Origin of the sequence: Aquisalimonas sp. (assembly GCF_007120195.1) — a bacterium.
Taxonomy (GTDB): domain Bacteria; phylum Pseudomonadota; class Gammaproteobacteria; order Nitrococcales; family Aquisalimonadaceae; genus Aquisalimonas.
The window spans coordinates 41,346-56,797 of record NZ_SKOG01000008.1; the positions used below are offsets into that span (position 1 = coordinate 41,346).

General features: G+C 63.9%; 13 protein-coding genes and 1 tRNA gene. 11 read left to right on the top strand and 3 right to left on the bottom strand.

What is annotated here, in order from left to right; all coding sequences use genetic code 11:
* Window positions 1-277 precede the first annotated feature (277 nt).
* Window positions 278-1,387: a 23S rRNA (cytidine(2498)-2'-O)-methyltransferase RlmM gene (gene rlmM, locus QZT63_RS00905; protein ID WP_290647796.1), complete on the bottom strand. Its 1,110-nt coding sequence runs from the start codon at window positions 1,385-1,387 to the stop codon at window positions 278-280.
* Between the two features lie 350 nt (window positions 1,388-1,737).
* Here rlmM and QZT63_RS00910 point away from each other — a divergent pair, with 350 nt between their 5' ends.
* The 3 genes from QZT63_RS00910 to QZT63_RS00920 are packed head-to-tail and all read left to right on the top strand — an operon-like array spanning window position 1,738 to window position 4,192.
* On the top strand, window positions 1,738-2,529 hold the full coding sequence (locus tag QZT63_RS00910) for a slipin family protein (protein ID WP_290647797.1): 792 nt from the start codon (window positions 1,738-1,740) through the stop codon (window positions 2,527-2,529).
* Window positions 2,498-3,430: a site-specific tyrosine recombinase XerD gene (gene xerD / locus QZT63_RS00915; protein ID WP_290647798.1), complete on the top strand. Its 933-nt coding sequence runs from the start codon at window positions 2,498-2,500 to the stop codon at window positions 3,428-3,430. The genes QZT63_RS00910 and xerD overlap by 32 nt, the downstream gene beginning before the upstream one ends.
* 42 nt (window positions 3,431-3,472) lie before the next feature.
* Complete coding sequence (locus tag QZT63_RS00920) at window positions 3,473-4,192, top strand: DsbC family protein (protein WP_290647799.1); 720 nt, start codon at window positions 3,473-3,475, stop codon at window positions 4,190-4,192.
* A 99-nt stretch (window positions 4,193-4,291) separates the two neighbouring features.
* Here QZT63_RS00920 and fdxA read toward each other — a convergent pair whose 3' ends face one another.
* Together fdxA and mutS are read right to left on the bottom strand one after the other, a co-directional pair.
* Entirely contained in the window at window positions 4,292-4,615 is a 324-nt protein-coding gene (fdxA, locus tag QZT63_RS00925; protein ID WP_290647800.1) for a ferredoxin FdxA, read from the bottom strand.
* A 258-nt stretch (window positions 4,616-4,873) separates the two neighbouring features.
* A complete protein-coding gene (gene mutS / locus QZT63_RS00930; RefSeq protein ID WP_290647801.1) occupies window positions 4,874-7,435 on the bottom strand; it encodes a DNA mismatch repair protein MutS in 2,562 nt (853 codons plus the stop codon).
* A gap of 87 nt (window positions 7,436-7,522) precedes the next feature.
* On the opposite strand from mutS, the gene pncC reads away from it, so the two are divergent.
* The 8 genes from pncC to QZT63_RS00970 all read left to right on the top strand — a co-directional run bounded on the left by pncC (window position 7,523) and on the right by QZT63_RS00970 (window position 14,901).
* A complete protein-coding gene (gene pncC, locus QZT63_RS00935; protein WP_290647802.1) occupies window positions 7,523-8,035 on the top strand; it encodes a nicotinamide-nucleotide amidase in 513 nt (170 codons plus the stop codon).
* 5 nt (window positions 8,036-8,040) lie between these two features.
* Window positions 8,041-8,553 (top strand): RNA 2',3'-cyclic phosphodiesterase, encoded by a 513-nt coding sequence (thpR, locus tag QZT63_RS00940; RefSeq protein ID WP_290647803.1) that lies wholly within the window; start codon window positions 8,041-8,043, stop codon window positions 8,551-8,553.
* Window positions 8,554-8,696: 143 nt separating this feature from the next.
* A complete protein-coding gene (gene recA / locus QZT63_RS00945) occupies window positions 8,697-9,737 on the top strand; it encodes a recombinase RecA (protein ID WP_290647804.1) in 1,041 nt (346 codons plus the stop codon).
* Window positions 9,738-9,756: 19 nt separating this feature from the next.
* Window positions 9,757-10,227: a regulatory protein RecX gene (locus QZT63_RS00950; protein ID WP_290647805.1), complete on the top strand. Its 471-nt coding sequence runs from the start codon at window positions 9,757-9,759 to the stop codon at window positions 10,225-10,227.
* An 83-nt stretch (window positions 10,228-10,310) separates the two neighbouring features.
* A complete protein-coding gene (alaS, locus tag QZT63_RS00955; protein ID WP_290647810.1) occupies window positions 10,311-12,887 on the top strand; it encodes an alanine--tRNA ligase in 2,577 nt (858 codons plus the stop codon).
* 55 nt (window positions 12,888-12,942) lie between these two features.
* Complete coding sequence (locus QZT63_RS00960) at window positions 12,943-14,208, top strand: aspartate kinase (protein ID WP_290647806.1); 1,266 nt, start codon at window positions 12,943-12,945, stop codon at window positions 14,206-14,208.
* A gap of 293 nt (window positions 14,209-14,501) precedes the next feature.
* On the top strand, window positions 14,502-14,699 hold the full coding sequence (csrA, locus tag QZT63_RS00965; RefSeq protein ID WP_290647807.1) for a carbon storage regulator CsrA: 198 nt from the start codon (window positions 14,502-14,504) through the stop codon (window positions 14,697-14,699).
* 113 nt (window positions 14,700-14,812) lie between these two features.
* Window positions 14,813-14,901, top strand: a tRNA-Ser gene (locus QZT63_RS00970).
* Window positions 14,902-15,452: the final 551 nt, after the last annotated feature.

The following is a 15,452-nucleotide window of genomic DNA, read 5'->3' on the forward strand; positions in this document are numbered from 1 at the left end:
AGATCGTAAGGGCAGGTGGCGGCGTCGAGCAGGAGTGTGTCGTTCGCCTGTAGCTTGCCGGCACTGGTATCCGTGTCCCAGTGCTCTTCCTAATAATAGACGCTCTACAGCATTCCTCTTGGCATCATGGCTCGCGAGGGTGTCAGCGCCGCGAACGGGATGTCTGCCCGGGTAATTCGGATCACGGCGCCGGGCGGGGCGTTGGCGGCTGTGTCGTGCCCCGGCCACAACGGGCGGCGCGTCTCTCATGGGGTTTGTCGGATGCCTCGGTGGCGATTCACCGCGAGCGGACCGGACGCGGGGAACGACGCGTGGGTATCACGCACACGGTGACTTCTTCGCGGTCGTGATACAGCTGCTTGCAGCGGATGCTCATGACCCGCCCGGCGCGATGGAGTTCATCGTGGAGTTGCTGCAAGCCGTCGCGCACGGTGGCGTAGCGCCGCTTCATGGGCAGTTTCAGGTTGAATACGGCCTGGTGGCAGTCTCCGCGGACCAGCCAGCGGCTCATCAGCGGCACAATGCGGCTGGGGCGCTCCACCATGTCGCACACCATCCAGTCCACGGGGCGACGCGGCCTGAAACGGAAGCCGTCCACGCGCTGGTGATCAACCAGCCCCAAATCCATCAGCGCGGCGTCCATGGGACCGTTGTCCACGGCGGTGACGCGCAGCCCCCGGCGGGCCAGTTGCCAGGTCCACCCGCCCGGGGCGGCGCCCAGGTCCACAGCTGTGCGCCCCGGGCGGAGAAGGCGTTCCCGTTCCGCCGACCCAAGGAGGGTTAACAGCGCCTCTTCGAGCTTCAGTGTTGAGCGGCTGGGGGCCTGCACCGGCATACGCAGGCGGGGAATCCCCAGGGGCCAGGGCGAGCTGTTGGCCACCGGTGCGATGCCCGGGAAGACCGTCGCCGAGTCGCTGAACAGCAGGTGCAGGCGATAGCCTGCGTCGTCCGAGAATGCGCCTTGCTGCTGAAGTGCCTGGCGGACAGCACCCGTGAACCTCCGGCAGAAGCGCGACAGGGTCTTGCCCGCGTTGGTATCGGGGTATTCCAACCACAGGTCGGCGTAGCTTGCGCCGGCGGGCAGCGTCTGGAGCAGCGGGGCCAGACGGTTCTGCGCCGGGAGCGGGGGCAGCCAGCCTGGTCCCGCCAACCACTGGCGCACGAACACCAGGGACGTGAAATCCAGGGCGGCAAACACCGGCACGACAGGGGTGTCGTCGTGGGTGCGGAACTCCACCAGCCCGTCGTTCGGGTGTGCGCGGCAAAAACCGTGTACGCCCGCCTCGTTGGTACGCTCAGCGAGTTCCGCCGCGGCATCGTGCTCAAAGCCGCAGCGCGTGTACACGAGCAAAGCGGGGCTGCTCGCCCAGGCTGCTGAGTTCGGCATGGCGTCAGTATACTAGTGTCCTGTCCCGTAAATAGGTTGCGAAAATTGGCGTGGATCCTGAGGGTTCCTGGCAAGGCGCGCCGACGAGGCGTAGCGGGGACTACGACGAGGAGGCGCAACGCCGCCAGGGGCCGTCAGGGCCGCGACAATCGTAACGTTATTTGCGGGACAGGACACTTGCCTTTCTACCAGGCTTGCCAAGTCTCAGTGGCGGTGTTGCATCCGATGTGGTGGTTCCGTGCCGGGCGCCAGAGACGCTATGCTGAACCTTAACGCCCCTCGACCGTCCAACGATGGGCGGCTCGGGCTGGCCGACTGTCAAATTGCTCCTCAACAATAAGGAGAAGTTCATGGAAACCATTCTGCTCATTATCGGTGCGGCACTGGTTGCCCTTGTGGCATCGGCTATCCGCATCCTGCGCGAGTATGAACGTGGTGTGATCTTCCAGCTTGGTCGCTTCTGGCGCGTCAAGGGACCAGGCCTGATCCTGGTCATTCCGCTGATCCAGCAGATGGTGAGGGTGGACCTGCGCACGGTCGTCATGGACGTCCCAAGTCAGGATGTGATCTCCAAAGACAACGTCTCCGTGGGCGTTAACGCGGTCATCTACTTCCGCGTTGTTGACCCCCAGCGCTCCGTGATCAACGTGGAGGATTTCTTCGCCGCGACCAGTCAGCTCGCGCAGACGACGCTGCGTTCGGTGCTCGGTAAGCACGATCTCGATGAGATGCTGCAGGAGCGCGATCGGCTGAATCAGGACATTCAGGAGATCCTCGACCAGCACACCGATGCCTGGGGCGTGAAGGTCGCCAATGTGGAGATCAAGCACGTGGATGTGGATGAGAGCATGATCCGCGCCATCGCCCAGCAGGCCGAGGCAGAACGTAGCCGGCGCGCGAAGATCATCCATGCCGAGGGCGAGATGCAGGCGGCCCAGAAGCTGCAGGATGCCGCCAATATCCTCTCCCAGAACCCGCAGGCGATGCAGCTGCGGTATCTACAGACCCTCACGGGCATCGCGCAGGACAAGAATTCGACCATCGTCTTCCCCATGCCTATGGACCTGATGAGTGCCTTTGAGGACCTGGTCATGAGGGGTGGCCGCGGCGGTGGCAGCGAAAGCAGCGCAGCCAAGAGCTGAATCGCCGGAACCGGGAGCAGCGGCGCGCATCGAGGCGTTTCTCGATGCGCTGTGGCTTGAGCGCGGGCTGAGTCAGAGCACGCTCACCGCCTACCGTACCGACCTGCTGGGTTTTGCCCGCTGGTTGGCAGGCACTGGCACGCCGATTGAGTCCGCGCAGGCGGGCTTGGTGCTCGGCTATCTGGCCGAGCGGGTGCAAGGCGGCGCGCGTCCGCGGAGCACGGCGCGGCTGCTCTCAAGTCTGCGTCGATTCTATCGGTGGCTGCTGCGGGAGGCAGTGATCCAACGTGATCCCACCGCGAATGTTCAGCCGCCCCGCATCGGACACGGGTTGCCGAACGCCCTCACGGAGGCGGACGTCGAAGCGCTGTTGAACGCGCCGAGCACACAAGACCCCATCGGCCTGCGTGATCGCGCCATGCTCGAGATTCTCTACGCCACGGGGCTGCGGGTCTCGGAACTGGTCAGCCTGCGGCTGTCGCAACTAAACACCCGCCAGGGCGTGGTGCAGGTGGTCGGCAAGGGCGATCGGGAACGACTCGTGCCGTTAGGCGACGCCGCGCTGGACTGGCTTGAGCGCTATGTCACCAGCGGACGCCGGGCACTGCTTGGGCAGCGGCTCACCGCGACGGTGTTTGTCACCGCCAGGGGCGCCGGGATGACCCGACAGGCGTTCTGGTACCGGGTTCGTCGGTACGCGGTCGTTGCGGGCATTCGCAAGCCGCTTTCTCCCCACACCTTGCGGCATTCCTTTGCCACCCATCTGCTTAACCATGGCGCGGACCTGCGCGTGGTACAGTTACTTCTCGGACACAGTGATCTGTCCACGACTCAGATATATACCCACGTGGCCCGGCAGCGTCTGCAGGAACTGCACGCCGTCCATCATCCGCGTGGCTGATGGGCGACGACGCCCGCGGTGGATTGCCGGAAGAGACGCCTTATGAAATGGATAATTAACGCCCTGGTGGCCTCGGTGCTGGGTCCATTCGCCGGTTTCCTGGCCGCGGATGACATCGAAGCGCGCATCACTGAGCGGCTAGAGTCGATTAACCCGGAACTCGTCCCCGAGCATGTGGAACCCTCGCCGTTGCCTGGCATCTACCAGATCGTCGTGCAGGGGCAAGTGGCCTACATTTCCGAGGACGGGCGTTATCTTATTCAGGGGGACGTCCTGGACCTGGACACCCGCGAGTCCGTCTCGGAGGGGATGCAGAGCCAGTTGCGCCGCGATCGCATCGACGCGCATGGCGAAGAGAATATGATCGTCTATCAGCCTGAGGGCGGCGTGTGGCACACGGTGACGGTGTTCACGGATATCGATTGCCCCTATTGCCGGCAGATGCATGCGCGCATGGCCGAGTATCTGGACCGCGGTATTGCCATTCGTTACATCCAGATGCCGCGTGCGGGGGTGGATTCGGGCTCCTACCACAAGGCGGTCAGCGTGTGGTGCGCTGAGGACCGCAACGCGGCCATGGATGCGGCCAAGGCCGGTGAGACGCCGGCGCGCACGGAATGCTCCAACCCCGTGCAAGACCAGCTGGCGCTCGCCCGCTCCCTGGGCGTGAATGCCACCCCGACCATCGTGAGCGAGGATGGCACGGTTTACCGCGGGATGGTGCCGCCGGCCGAGCTGGCGGCGCGCCTTGGAATGGATTAGACAGGCCAACGGGGCAGCGACCGGGGGGCCCTTTCATGGCTTTTGCTCTGTCCGACGCGCCTGGAAGTCGTGGTTGCAGGGTGAGCGATGGGCGCGCCTTCAACGCTCCAGCAACTCAAGCTTGTTGGGTTTGCCGTCCCACTCCTCAGCGTCTTCCGGCGGATCCTTCTGCTCGGTGATCACCGGCCACATCTGTGCCAGCTCCGCATTGAGCTCCAGGAAGTGACTCATCTCCTCCGGCAGGTCGTCCTCGGCGTAGATGGCTTCCGCCGGGCATTCCGGCTCGCACAGGGTGCAGTCGATGCACTCGTCCGGGTCTATGGCCAGGAAATTCGGCCCCTCGTGGAAGCAGTCCACGGGACAGACCTCCACGCAATCGGTGTATTTGCACTTGATGCAGTTTTCCGTGACGACGAAGGTCATGGGTCGCTCCCTTGCGTTGATTGCGACGGCCGCTGCCCAGCCGAGGGGTTTCCTCACATGGACCACGGAGTCTGCGGCGAATACAGCCTGATTCCGATAGGGGGCGTTGCCGCGCCGCGGGTGTGTAACCGCGCCGCGGACGCCGCCGGCCGCGCTTGACACTGCCCCCGGGAAACGCGGGATGTTTCGCTGCGGTGGCGTTTCCGGCGGTAGTTTAGCGTGTTTATACAGCGCTCACGAGCCCTGCACCGGGGGCGATTATCCCGTTGCGAGCGCTTTTAGCTCATAGAGCAGGTCCAGCGCCTGGCGCGGCGTCAGCTCGTCCGGATCGACGGTCTGCAGCCGTGTTTCCACGGGGCCGGGTTGCGGGGTTGCGGCGAACAGCGGCAACTGGTTCACCGGCGCGTGCCGGCGGCTGCTCTCCCGCTCCAGCTCCTCGAGCTTATCCCGTGCGGCGGTGATGACGCTCCGGGGAACGCCGGCCAGTGTCGCGACCTGTAGCCCGTAGCTCTGACTGGCCGGGCCGTCCTTGACCGTGTGCAGAAAGACAATGCGCTCGCCGTGTTCCACCGCGTCCAGATGGAGATTATGGGCAGTGGGGTAGCGCTCCGGCAGTGAGGTCATCTCGAAGTAGTGAGTGGCGAACAGGGTAAACGCGTGCAGTTGGTCGGCGAGCCGCGCCGCCGCCGCCCAGGCCAGCGAGAGCCCGTCAAAGGTGCTCGTGCCACGACCGATCTCGTCCAGCAGAACGAGGCTCCGGGGTGTTGCATTGTTGAGGATGTTCGCCGTCTCCGTCATCTCCACCATGAACGTGGATCGGCCGCTGGCCAGATCATCAGAGGCGCCGATGCGGGTGAAAATGCGGTCGATGGGGCCCAGGCAGGCACTCCTTGCCGGCACAAAACTGCCGACGTGGGCGAGCAGCGTAATCAGCGCCACCTGGCGCATATAGGTCGATTTTCCGCCCATATTGGGGCCGGTGACGATCAGCATGCGCCGCTCGTCACTGAAGTGGACATCGTTGGGGACAAAGGCGTGGTTCAGCACATGCTCGACCACCGGGTGGCGCCCCTGGTCGATCGTGAGCCCGGTGGTCTCCTGGAGACGCGGGCGGCTGTAATTCAACGCGTCGGCGCGCTCAGCGAGGCAGGCCAGGGTGTCCAGCTCGGCCAAGCCCGCGGCGGCCACTTGCAGCCCGCTCAGGTCGCGGTTCAGGGACTCGAGGAGGTCCTCGTAGAGTGCCTTTTCCCGAACCAGGGCCTTCTCCCGGGCGCTCAGCACCTTTTCCTCGAACACTTTGAGTTCCGGCGTGACATAGCGTTCCGTGCCCTTGAGGGTCTGGCGACGGGTGTAGCGCTCGGGAATCAGCTCGGCATTGGCGCGGGTGACCTCGATGTAGTAGCCGTGGACGCGGTTGTAACTCACCTTCAGCGTGCTGATCCCGGTGGCTTCGCGCTCTTCAGCTTCCAGATCCAGCAGGAACTGATCGGCGTTGTGGCTGAGCCCGCGCAGTTCATCCAACTCGGGATCGTAGCCTCCGGCGATCATGCCCCCGTCCCGCGTGAGCACCGGCGGGTTGTCCGTCAGTGCACGCTTGAGGAGCGCCACCGTCTCGGGGTGCGGTGCCAATTGCTCAGCGACGGCGGCCAGGTGTCCGTCGGCGTCGTCCGCGAGCACGTTTTGTAGATGGGGCAACCGCTCCAGGGCCTGCCGCAGGCTGACCAGATCCCGCGGCCGGGCGGAGCGTAGCGCGACCCGCGCGAGGATGCGCACGGCATCGCCGGTGCCCTGGAGTATGTCGCGCAGCGCATCATAGCGGCGCCGCTCGATGAGTTGCTCCAGCGCGTCGTGGCGTGCACCGATTATCCGCTGATCGCGCAGTGGCCGGTGCAGCCAGCGCCGCAGCAAGCGGCTGCCCATGGCGCTGACTGTGCTGTCCAGCACCCAGGTGAGGGTGTTCTCCGTGCCGCCGCCGAGATTGGTTTCGATCTCCAGGTTCCGGCGGCTGGCGGCATCGATAATGATGCCCTCAGCACGCTGCTCGAGCGTGAGCGCCGTGACGTGGGGGAGGGCCGTGCGCTGCGTCTCGGTGATGTATTGCAACAGCGCCCCGGCGGCGCGTACGCACAATGTTAGGTGGTCGCAGCCGAATCCGCTCAGGTCACGCGTTCCGAACTGTCGGGTGAGCAGCCGCCGGCACGTTTCTTCCTCGAAATGCCAAGGTGGGCGCCGGGTGACGCCATTGCGCTCCGACAGGGGAGCGGGCGGCGGATGGTCCTCGTCATGGAGCAGTTCCGCGGGGCCCAGCCGCTCAATCTCGGCGAGCAGGCCTTCGGCGTCCTCGATCTGCTGGACGGTGAAGCGCCCGCTGGAGAGCTCCAGAGCCGCAAGCCCGTACTGCTCGCCATTGTCACTTATGGCAACCAGCAAATTGCTTCGGCGCTCGTCAAGCAGCGCGTCGTCCGTGAGCGTTCCGGGTGTGACAATGCGCGTGACCTGGCGGTCCACCGGGCCCTTTGCGGTATTGGGGTCGCCGATCTGCTCGCAGATGGCCACGGACTCACCGCGGCGAACCAGCCGCGCCAGGTAGTTCTCGACCGCATGTACCGGTACGCCGGCCATGGGGATGGACTCACCGGCGCTCTGCCCGCGCGCGGTCAGCGTAATGTCCAGCAACGCCGCCGCGCGTTTGGCGTCGTCATAGAAAAGCTCGTAGAAGTCCCCCATGCGGTAGAACACCAGGATATCCGGGTGGTCCGCCTTGATCCGCAGGTATTGCCGCATCATCGGGGTGTGGTTGCTCGGCGCGGATTCTGCCATCGGGATCCCTTGCGTGGTCGGGTGCCGGGAGAGCGCTATGCTAGAGTCTGACCGATCACCCTGCAACGAACATGGAACGGACTGCTCATGGACACTAGCCTTGCTCGTACGCCCGACGATGCGCGCCTGGAACAGCTCGCAGGGGCCGTCGGCGAAGCCCTGCGTGCTGCCGGTCAAGTGGTGACCGTGGCGGAATCGTGTACCGGCGGCTGGATCGCCAAGACCCTCACCGATGTCTCCGGGAGCTCCGCCTGGTTCGAGCGCGGGGTGGTGACCTATTCAAACGCGGCCAAGATCGACTTGCTGGGCGTCCCCCCGGACTTATTGGAGCGCCATGGTGCGGTCAGTGAGGAAGTGGTTCGAGCCATGGCCGAGGGCGCACTGGAACGCAGCGGAGCGGGCGTCGCCGTGGCGGTCAGCGGTGTCGCCGGCCCCGATGGCGGCACTGCCGCCAAGCCGGTGGGGCTGGTCTGGTTCGGCTGGTCCTTGCGCTCGGGCTTTGTCATCTCCCGGGCGGAGCGCCTTGCCGGGGATCGTGATACCGTGCGACGGGCGTCCGTGGCGGTGGCGCTCGAGGGTGTCCTGCGGCAGATCGGGTGAATGCAATGGCACGCCTGTTCTTTGCCTTGTCGCCCGATGCCAGCGCGCGGCAGTCGCTAGCCGATGCGTTGCCCCCGGATCTCGAGGCGGGTCGCGCGATTCCCGTCGCCAACTTCCATGTGACCCTGGCGTTTCTCGGTGATCTGGCCGACGCACAGGAGGCTCAAGCCCGCGAGGTGGCCGCGGGGGTGTCTGCGCCGGCCTTCGTCATGCGCTTCTCCGATCTGGCATTCTGGCCGAAACCACGCCTGCGCGTGCTGCTGCCTGAGACAGTGCCCGCATCGGCTCAGGAACTCCGCGCCCGGCTGGCCTGGGGGCTTCGTGCCCATGGCATTCCCTTCGACGCGCGGGTCTGGCGCCCCCACGTGACCGTGGCGCGGCGGGCCCTCTCCGGGGAGCACTCGCTGTTACGCCCCGTTTGCGTATCGTTTCGCGAGTATGTGCTGATGCGGTCCCAGGCCAGCGCGCAAGGCTCGGTTTACGAGCCCGTGGCGCGTTGGCCACTTGCCAGCGGTTGACATGAAGGCTGAAGGCGTGCGCGGGCGCCCCGCGGGGGTGGGAGGGTGCGGATGAGTATGGAATAATGCCGCCCGTTAGGCGGAGTGTTTGCCACGTGGGCACCCGTCTCCAGGATGGGCTTAAACCAAGGCAGGGGTTGAGAATGGACGAGGATCGGAAGAAGGCGCTGGGTGCTGCGCTCGGGCAAATCGAAAAGCAGTTCGGGAAAGGTGCGGTCATGCGCATGGGCGATGCCGCGGCGGTCAAGGACGTTGAGGCCATTTCGACCGGATCGCTGAGCCTGGACGTGGCCCTGGGGATCGGCGGCATGCCCCGTGGCCGGGTGGCGGAAATCTATGGCCCGGAGTCGTCGGGCAAGACGACGTTGACCCTCCAAATCATTGCCGAGGCGCAACGTGCCGGCGGTACGGCTGCGTTTGTGGACGCGGAGCACGCCCTCGATCCGGATTACGCCGGCAAGCTCGGCGTTGACGTCGACGAGCTGCTGGTCTCGCAGCCGGACACCGGCGAGCAGGCGCTGGAGATCTCGGACATGCTGGTTCGCTCCGGCGCCGTGGATGTGGTCGTGGTGGACTCCGTGGCTGCCTTGACACCCAAGGCCGAGATCGAGGGCGAAATGGGTGACTCCCACGTGGGCCTGCAGGCGCGGCTAATGTCCCAGGCGCTGCGAAAGCTCACCGCCAACATTAAACGAACGGGCACGTTGGTGATTTTTATTAATCAAATCCGCATGAAGATCGGTGTCATGTTCGGCAGCCCTGAGACCACTACCGGCGGTAACGCCCTCAAGTTCTACTCCTCCGTGCGCATGGACATCCGCCGCATTGGCGCCATCAAGCGAGGGGACGAAGTCGTGGGTAACGAGACCCGCGTGAAGGTGGTGAAAAACAAGATGGCGCCCCCGTTCAAGCAGGCCGAATTCGAGATCCTCTACGGAGAAGGGATCTCCCGCGAAGGAGAGCTCATCGACCTGGGGGCGAAGCATAGCATCATCGACAAGGCCGGTGCCTGGTACAGCTACAACGGCGACCGTATCGGTCAGGGCAAGGAAAACGTCCGCAACTTCCTTAAGGAACACCCCGAGGTCGCTGATGATATCGATCGCAAGCTGCGCGACATGCTCCTGCCGGGCCGCACCGCCCAAAGAGGAGGTGAGGCTGAAGCCACGGAGGTCGAGGCCTGACCTCACGGTGGTATGAGCCATGGACGAGGCAGCGGGTGAACACGCAGTCGAGGCAGCCTATGAAACCGGCGTGCGGCTGCTCGCACGCCGTGAACATTCCTCCCTCGAACTTGCACGCAAACTGGGCAGTCGCGGCTATAGCCGTGATATTGTAGAGTCTGTTTTGGACCGTTTGGTCTGGCAAGGTTACCTCAGCGACGAACGCTTCACGGAAATGTTTATCCGCCAGCGCTGCGAGCAAGGTCAGGGGCCGGTCAGGATCGTCGCGGATCTGGCCCAACGGGGCATTGGCGAGTCGCTGGCTCGCCACTATCTCGATCAGCAGGCGGTCGATTGGATCGACCAGGCCCGCTTGGTTCGGCAACGCCGATTCGGTGACACACGACCCACGAGCCGCCGCGACTGGGCCCGTCAGGCGCGGTTTCTTGCAGGCCGGGGGTTCAGTGCGGAACAGGTCCATGCGGTGCTGAATGCGCGCACCGATGAGTGATTCAAGAGCGCTTGGTGGAGGCCGCGGCTTTGCATAGGCAGGTGAGACCCTTGACGACGATCACGAGCGCTGAACTGCGTCGCATGTTTCTGGAGTATTTCCGGGAACACGGCCACGAGGTCGTGCCGAGCAGCCCGCTTGTGCCCGGGAATGATCCCACGCTGCTCTTCACGAACGCTGGCATGGTCCCCTTCAAGGACGTCTTCCTGGGGCGGGAGTATCGCGGCTATACGCGCGCCTGCTCCTCCCAGCGTTGTGTTCGCGCCGGCGGTAAGCACAACGATTTGGAGAATGTCGGCTATACCGCGCGGCACCACACCTTCTTCGAGATGCTGGGCAATTTCAGCTTCGGCGATTACTTCAAGCGCGAGGCCATCGAGTACGCCTGGGTATTTCTCACCGAGGTAATCGGCCTTGCGCCCGAGAAGCTCTGGGTGACCGTCTACGAAGACGATGATGAGGCCGCGCGCATCTGGCTCGACGAGATCAGCATCTCGCCGGATCGCTTCTCGCGCATCGGTGCGCACGACAACTTCTGGTCGATGGGTGATACCGGCCCCTGCGGACCGTGTTCCGAGATCTTCTACGATCACGGGCCGGAGGTGCCCGGTGGCCCGCCCGGCACCCCCGAGGAAGACGGCGATCGGTACATCGAAGTCTGGAACCTCGTGTTCATGCAATACAACCGGGATGCCGATGGCGTATTGAGCGATCTGCCGAAGCCCTGCGTGGATACCGGCATGGGGCTGGAACGGCTCGCGGCCATCGTCCAGGGCGTGCACAGTAACTTCGACATCGATCTGTTCCGCAACCTCATTCAGGCGTCAGCGCAGGCCACTGGTGTAACGGCAGATGCCGATAACAGCTCGCTGAAGGTCATTGCCGATCATGTTCGCGCCTGTGCATTCCTTATCACCGATGGCGTGTTTCCCGCCAACGACGGGAGGGGGTATGTGCTGCGGCGCATCATTCGCCGCGCCGTTCGCCACGGCTACAAGCTGGGTCAGCAAGAGGCCTTTTTCTACCGCCTGGTGCAGCCGCTGGTCGACGAAATGGGCGCTGCCTATCCGGAACTGGTTGAACACCAGGCGCAGGTGGAACGGCTGCTCAAGCGCGAGGAAGAGCAGTTCCACGAGACCCTGGAACAGGGGCTGAAACTGCTGGAATCCGACTTGGCGAGCCTGTCGGGCTCGGTCATCCCCGGTGAGACCGTATTCAGGCTCTACGATACCTACGGCTTCCCGGTCGATCTCAGCGCGGATATCGCGCGTGAACGTGGCCTGACCCTGGATATGGAGGGCTTTGAGTCCCACATGGAGGCTCAACGCCAGCGTGCCCGTGCCGCCAGCCAGTTCCGGGCGGATCATGCCGGCGGCGCCGAGGTCTCCGCCACGTCACGGTTTACGGGCTACGATCAGCTGCACGATGACGGCACCGTTGCCGCCCTGTTCGCAGATGGCCGGGCCGTGAATCGCCTGGAGACCGGAGACAAGGGCATGGTCGTGCTTGACCGGACACCGTTTTACGCCGAGTCGGGGGGGCAGGTCGGTGACAGGGGTGTGCTCACGGCGGCCGGCGTGCGCTTTGAGGTGGAAGACACCGTCCGGCAGGGCGAGGCAATTGGCCATCTGGGCGTCGTTTGCCAAGGCGCCATCGAGCCCGGGCAAACGCTCCGGGCCACTGTAGATGCCGAGCGCCGCGCCGCCACGCAGCTCAACCATACTGCGACGCACCTGCTCCATGCCGTGCTGCGCGAACGCCTGGGCACGCATGTGCATCAGAAGGGATCGCTGGTAGCGCCTGATCGGTTGCGCTTTGACTTTTCCCACCCCGAACCCATCGATCGGGAGGAATTGACGCGCATTGAGCAGATCGTCAACGCCCGCATCCGCATGAATGAAACGGCGGATATCCGGGTCATGCCCTATCGGCAGGCCATCGACATGGGGGCCATGGCCCTGTTCGGCGAAAAGTACGGGGACGTCGTGCGCGTGGTTCGCTTCGGCGAGCTCACCACCGAGCTCTGCGGCGGCACCCATGTCCAGCGCACGGGAGATATCGGGCTGTTTAAGATCGTCGACGAAGGCGGTGTCGCCGCCGGGGTTCGCCGCATCGAGGCCATCACCGGTGCCAGAGCCGTGGAGTGGGTGGAAGCGCAGACCGCCGCGGTCGGTCGAGTCGCCGAGATGCTGCGCGCCAGCCCTGAGAATATCCAGGTACGCCTGGAACAGCTTCTGGAGAGAAACCGGCTGGCCGAGAAAGAACTGGAACGTTTGAAGCAGAAATTGTCCAGCCAGGCCGGCGGCGATCTGGTGGGCTCCGCAGTGGACGTCAATGGCATTCAGGTCGTGGCCTCGATGCTCGAAGGCGGTGATGCGAAGTCGCTCCGCGATACAGTCGACCAGCTGAAGAACAGGCTCGTCAGCGCTGCGGTCGTGCTGGCGACGGTGGAGGGCGAGAAGGTGCGCCTGGTGGCTGGCGTGACCAGTGACCTTACAGATCGGGTCAAGGCCGGCGATTTAGTCAACGCCGTCGCCGAGCAGGTCGGTGGTCGCGGTGGTGGCCGGCCGGATATGGCCCAAGCCGGTGGCACGCAGCCCGAGCGGCTACCCGATGCCATGAAATCCGTGCCCGAGTGGGTGCGGGAGCGGTTGCATTGAGCGTTGGCCGTAACAGCCGGACTGAACTGATAGCGACAAACAGGTATAGGGACTGATGCCTCTGATCGTGCAGAAATATGGCGGAACCTCCGTGGGCTCCATCGAGCGCATCGAGGAGGTCGCGCGCAAGGTCATCAAGACCAAGGAGGCGGGCAATAATGTCGTTGTTGTCGTCTCCGCCATGAGCGGCGAGACCAACCGGCTCGTGGAACTGGCGAAGTCCATGAACCCGAACCCGCCCGCTCGCGAGCTCGATATGATGCTCTCAACCGGCGAGCAGGTCACAATTGCCCTGCTCGCCATGGCCATCGAGAAGCAGGGTCATGCGGCGCGGTGTTACACCGGCGCGCAGGTGCAGATTCTCACGGACAGCGCGCACAGCAAGGCGCGGATCCAGGAAATCAACGCCCAGGTGGTGACGCAGGATCTTAAGGAGGGCCGAATCGTGGTCATCGCCGGCTTCCAGGGGGTGGATTCCACCGGCGCCATTACGACCCTCGGTCGCGGCGGCTCCGATACCACCGCCGTTGCGCTGGCCGCCGCCTTGGGGGCGACCGAGTGCGAAATCTACACCGACGTGGACGGCGTCTACACGACGGACCCCCGGGTCGTGTCCAAGGCACGCCGCCTCGACCGGATCACCTTCGAGGAAATGCTGGAGATGGCGAGCCTCGGCTCGAAGATCCTGCAAATTCGGGCAGTGGAGTTTGCAGGTAAATACCATGTGCCCTTGCGGGTGCGTTCCAGCTTCGATGATGGCCCCGGTACGCTGATTACGTATGAGGATGAGAACATGGAAGAGCCCCTGATTTCCGGAATCGCGTTCAATCGTGACGAGGCCAAGCTCACCATGCTGGGCGTCCCCGATCAGCCCGGCATTGCCGGCCGGATTCTAGGGCCTGTGTCCGAGGCTGACATTGAAGTGGACATGATCGTGCAGAACATCAGCCAGAGTGGGCTGACGGACTTTACGTTCACGGTCCACCGCAACGATTACGAGAAAACGCTCAAGATCCTGCAGGCAATCAACGACGAGTTGGGCGCGCGCGAGATCTTCGGCGATACCAAGATCGTCAAGCTCTCCCTCGTCGGTGTGGGCATGCGGTCGCATGCCGGTGTGGCCAGCACGATGTTCAAGGCCCTGGCGCAGGAAGGTATCAATATCCAGATGATCTCCACCTCCGAGATCAAGATTTCGGTGGTGATCGACGAGAAATACCTCGAGCTCGGTGTACGGGCTTTACATACGGCGTTTGAGCTGGACGACGAAGACTCGAACATTAGTGTGGAGGGCAAAAGCGGTAGCGGTTCATTGAGTTGATGGTCCGCGTCGTCATCGGTGGCCTGAACCGGCTGCCGGTGGAGTCACGGAAGGTGACAGCCACCGCTTGTTGGTGGTTTCCGTGGCGTTGTTGGTGCTTGACTGATGGTGGCGGTTGCGCGGGATGCGAACCGTTGAAACTCGAAAGGGGAACCGCGGGTCCACGTGTAACTACGGAGTCTTGGTTTGCGGTTTGAGGAGGCTGCGACGAGATTTCTAGATTGCGTCAACGTGGAAAACGTCTGGTGCTAAAACCAGCGTAGCGGGGGCCAGTGGACTTTAGGAGAGAGGCAATGCTCATTCTGACCAGACGGGTTGGCGAGACGCTGATGATTGGTGACGAAGTCACCGTCACCGTACTTGGAGTTAAAGGAAACCAGGTACGTATCGGCGTGAACGCGCCCAAGAACGTGTCCGTGCATCGGGAGGAGATCTACGAACGCATTCGGCATGAGAACGAAGATGACAAGAGCGTTCCCGGGGCCAATTGAGCCTCGGGCACAGACCCGTAAGGAGGTAGTCTAGTGGGTTTACCCCGGAGGCGAAATCCCGTAGCCTACTGCGCTTGACCGTTGGCGGGAAATCCCGCCAACGGTGCAGTTCCGGAGAGGTGGCCGAGTGGCTGAAGGCGCTCCCCTGCTAAGGGAGTATGGGTACTGCCCATCGAGGGTTCGAATCCCTCCCTCTCCGCCACCTTTCCTGAGCGGGGCTTCAGGCCCCGCTCAGGAAAGGTCATGGACCCCGGGGGTTCGAACCCTCGATTAAACAATAGGGTTCGACGGCGTAGCGAAGCGGAGCCGGTCGTTGGCGCGCAGCGGCAACGACCCGCAGGGCCAGGCGCGGAGCGCCGCAGCAATCCCTCCCTCTCCGCCACCTTTCCTGAGCGGGGCTTCAGGCCCCGCTCAGGAAAGGTCATGGACCCGTGGGATTCGAACCCTCGGTTAGCAGCAGTTCTAATTTTGCCGATCTGCCGTTGGCGCTGGCTCCGGGCCATCACTCCCGCGGTGGGTACGTGGTGGAGTCCTGACATGGCCCCGGGTCTGATCGAAGGGAGTAGGGTGCATTAGCGCGAGCGTAATGCACCGTCAAACAAACCGCGCCGCAGGCGCACAGGCGCAGGTTGAGGCGCACAGGCGCAGGTTGAGTTGCGCGCCCGCGGCGCGATGTTATCGACGGCGGGTTACGCTGCGCTAACCCGCCCTACGGGTATGGCGTGCAGTCCTGCCATGGCACCGGGTCTGATC

Bases quoted from the DNA above. Each gene is read 5' to 3' on its own strand.
- rlmM (WP_290647796.1), bottom strand. From the start codon at position 1,387: ATGCCGAACTCAGCAGCCTGGGCGAGCAGCCCCGCTTTGCTCGTGTAC.
- QZT63_RS00910 (WP_290647797.1), top strand. From the start codon at position 1,738: ATGGAAACCATTCTGCTCATTATCGGTGCGGCACTGGTTGCCCTTGTG.
- QZT63_RS00920 (WP_290647799.1), top strand. From the start codon at position 3,473: ATGAAATGGATAATTAACGCCCTGGTGGCCTCGGTGCTGGGTCCATTC.
- fdxA (WP_290647800.1), bottom strand. From the start codon at position 4,615: ATGACCTTCGTCGTCACGGAAAACTGCATCAAGTGCAAATACACCGAT.
- mutS (WP_290647801.1), bottom strand. From the start codon at position 7,435: ATGGCAGAATCCGCGCCGAGCAACCACACCCCGATGATGCGGCAATAC.
- pncC (WP_290647802.1), top strand. From the start codon at position 7,523: ATGGACACTAGCCTTGCTCGTACGCCCGACGATGCGCGCCTGGAACAG.
- thpR (WP_290647803.1), top strand. From the start codon at position 8,041: ATGGCACGCCTGTTCTTTGCCTTGTCGCCCGATGCCAGCGCGCGGCAG.
- recA (WP_290647804.1), top strand. From the start codon at position 8,697: ATGGACGAGGATCGGAAGAAGGCGCTGGGTGCTGCGCTCGGGCAAATC.
- QZT63_RS00950 (WP_290647805.1), top strand. From the start codon at position 9,757: ATGGACGAGGCAGCGGGTGAACACGCAGTCGAGGCAGCCTATGAAACC.
- alaS (WP_290647810.1), top strand. From the start codon at position 10,311: ATGTTTCTGGAGTATTTCCGGGAACACGGCCACGAGGTCGTGCCGAGC.
- QZT63_RS00960 (WP_290647806.1), top strand. From the start codon at position 12,943: ATGCCTCTGATCGTGCAGAAATATGGCGGAACCTCCGTGGGCTCCATC.
- csrA (WP_290647807.1), top strand. From the start codon at position 14,502: ATGCTCATTCTGACCAGACGGGTTGGCGAGACGCTGATGATTGGTGAC.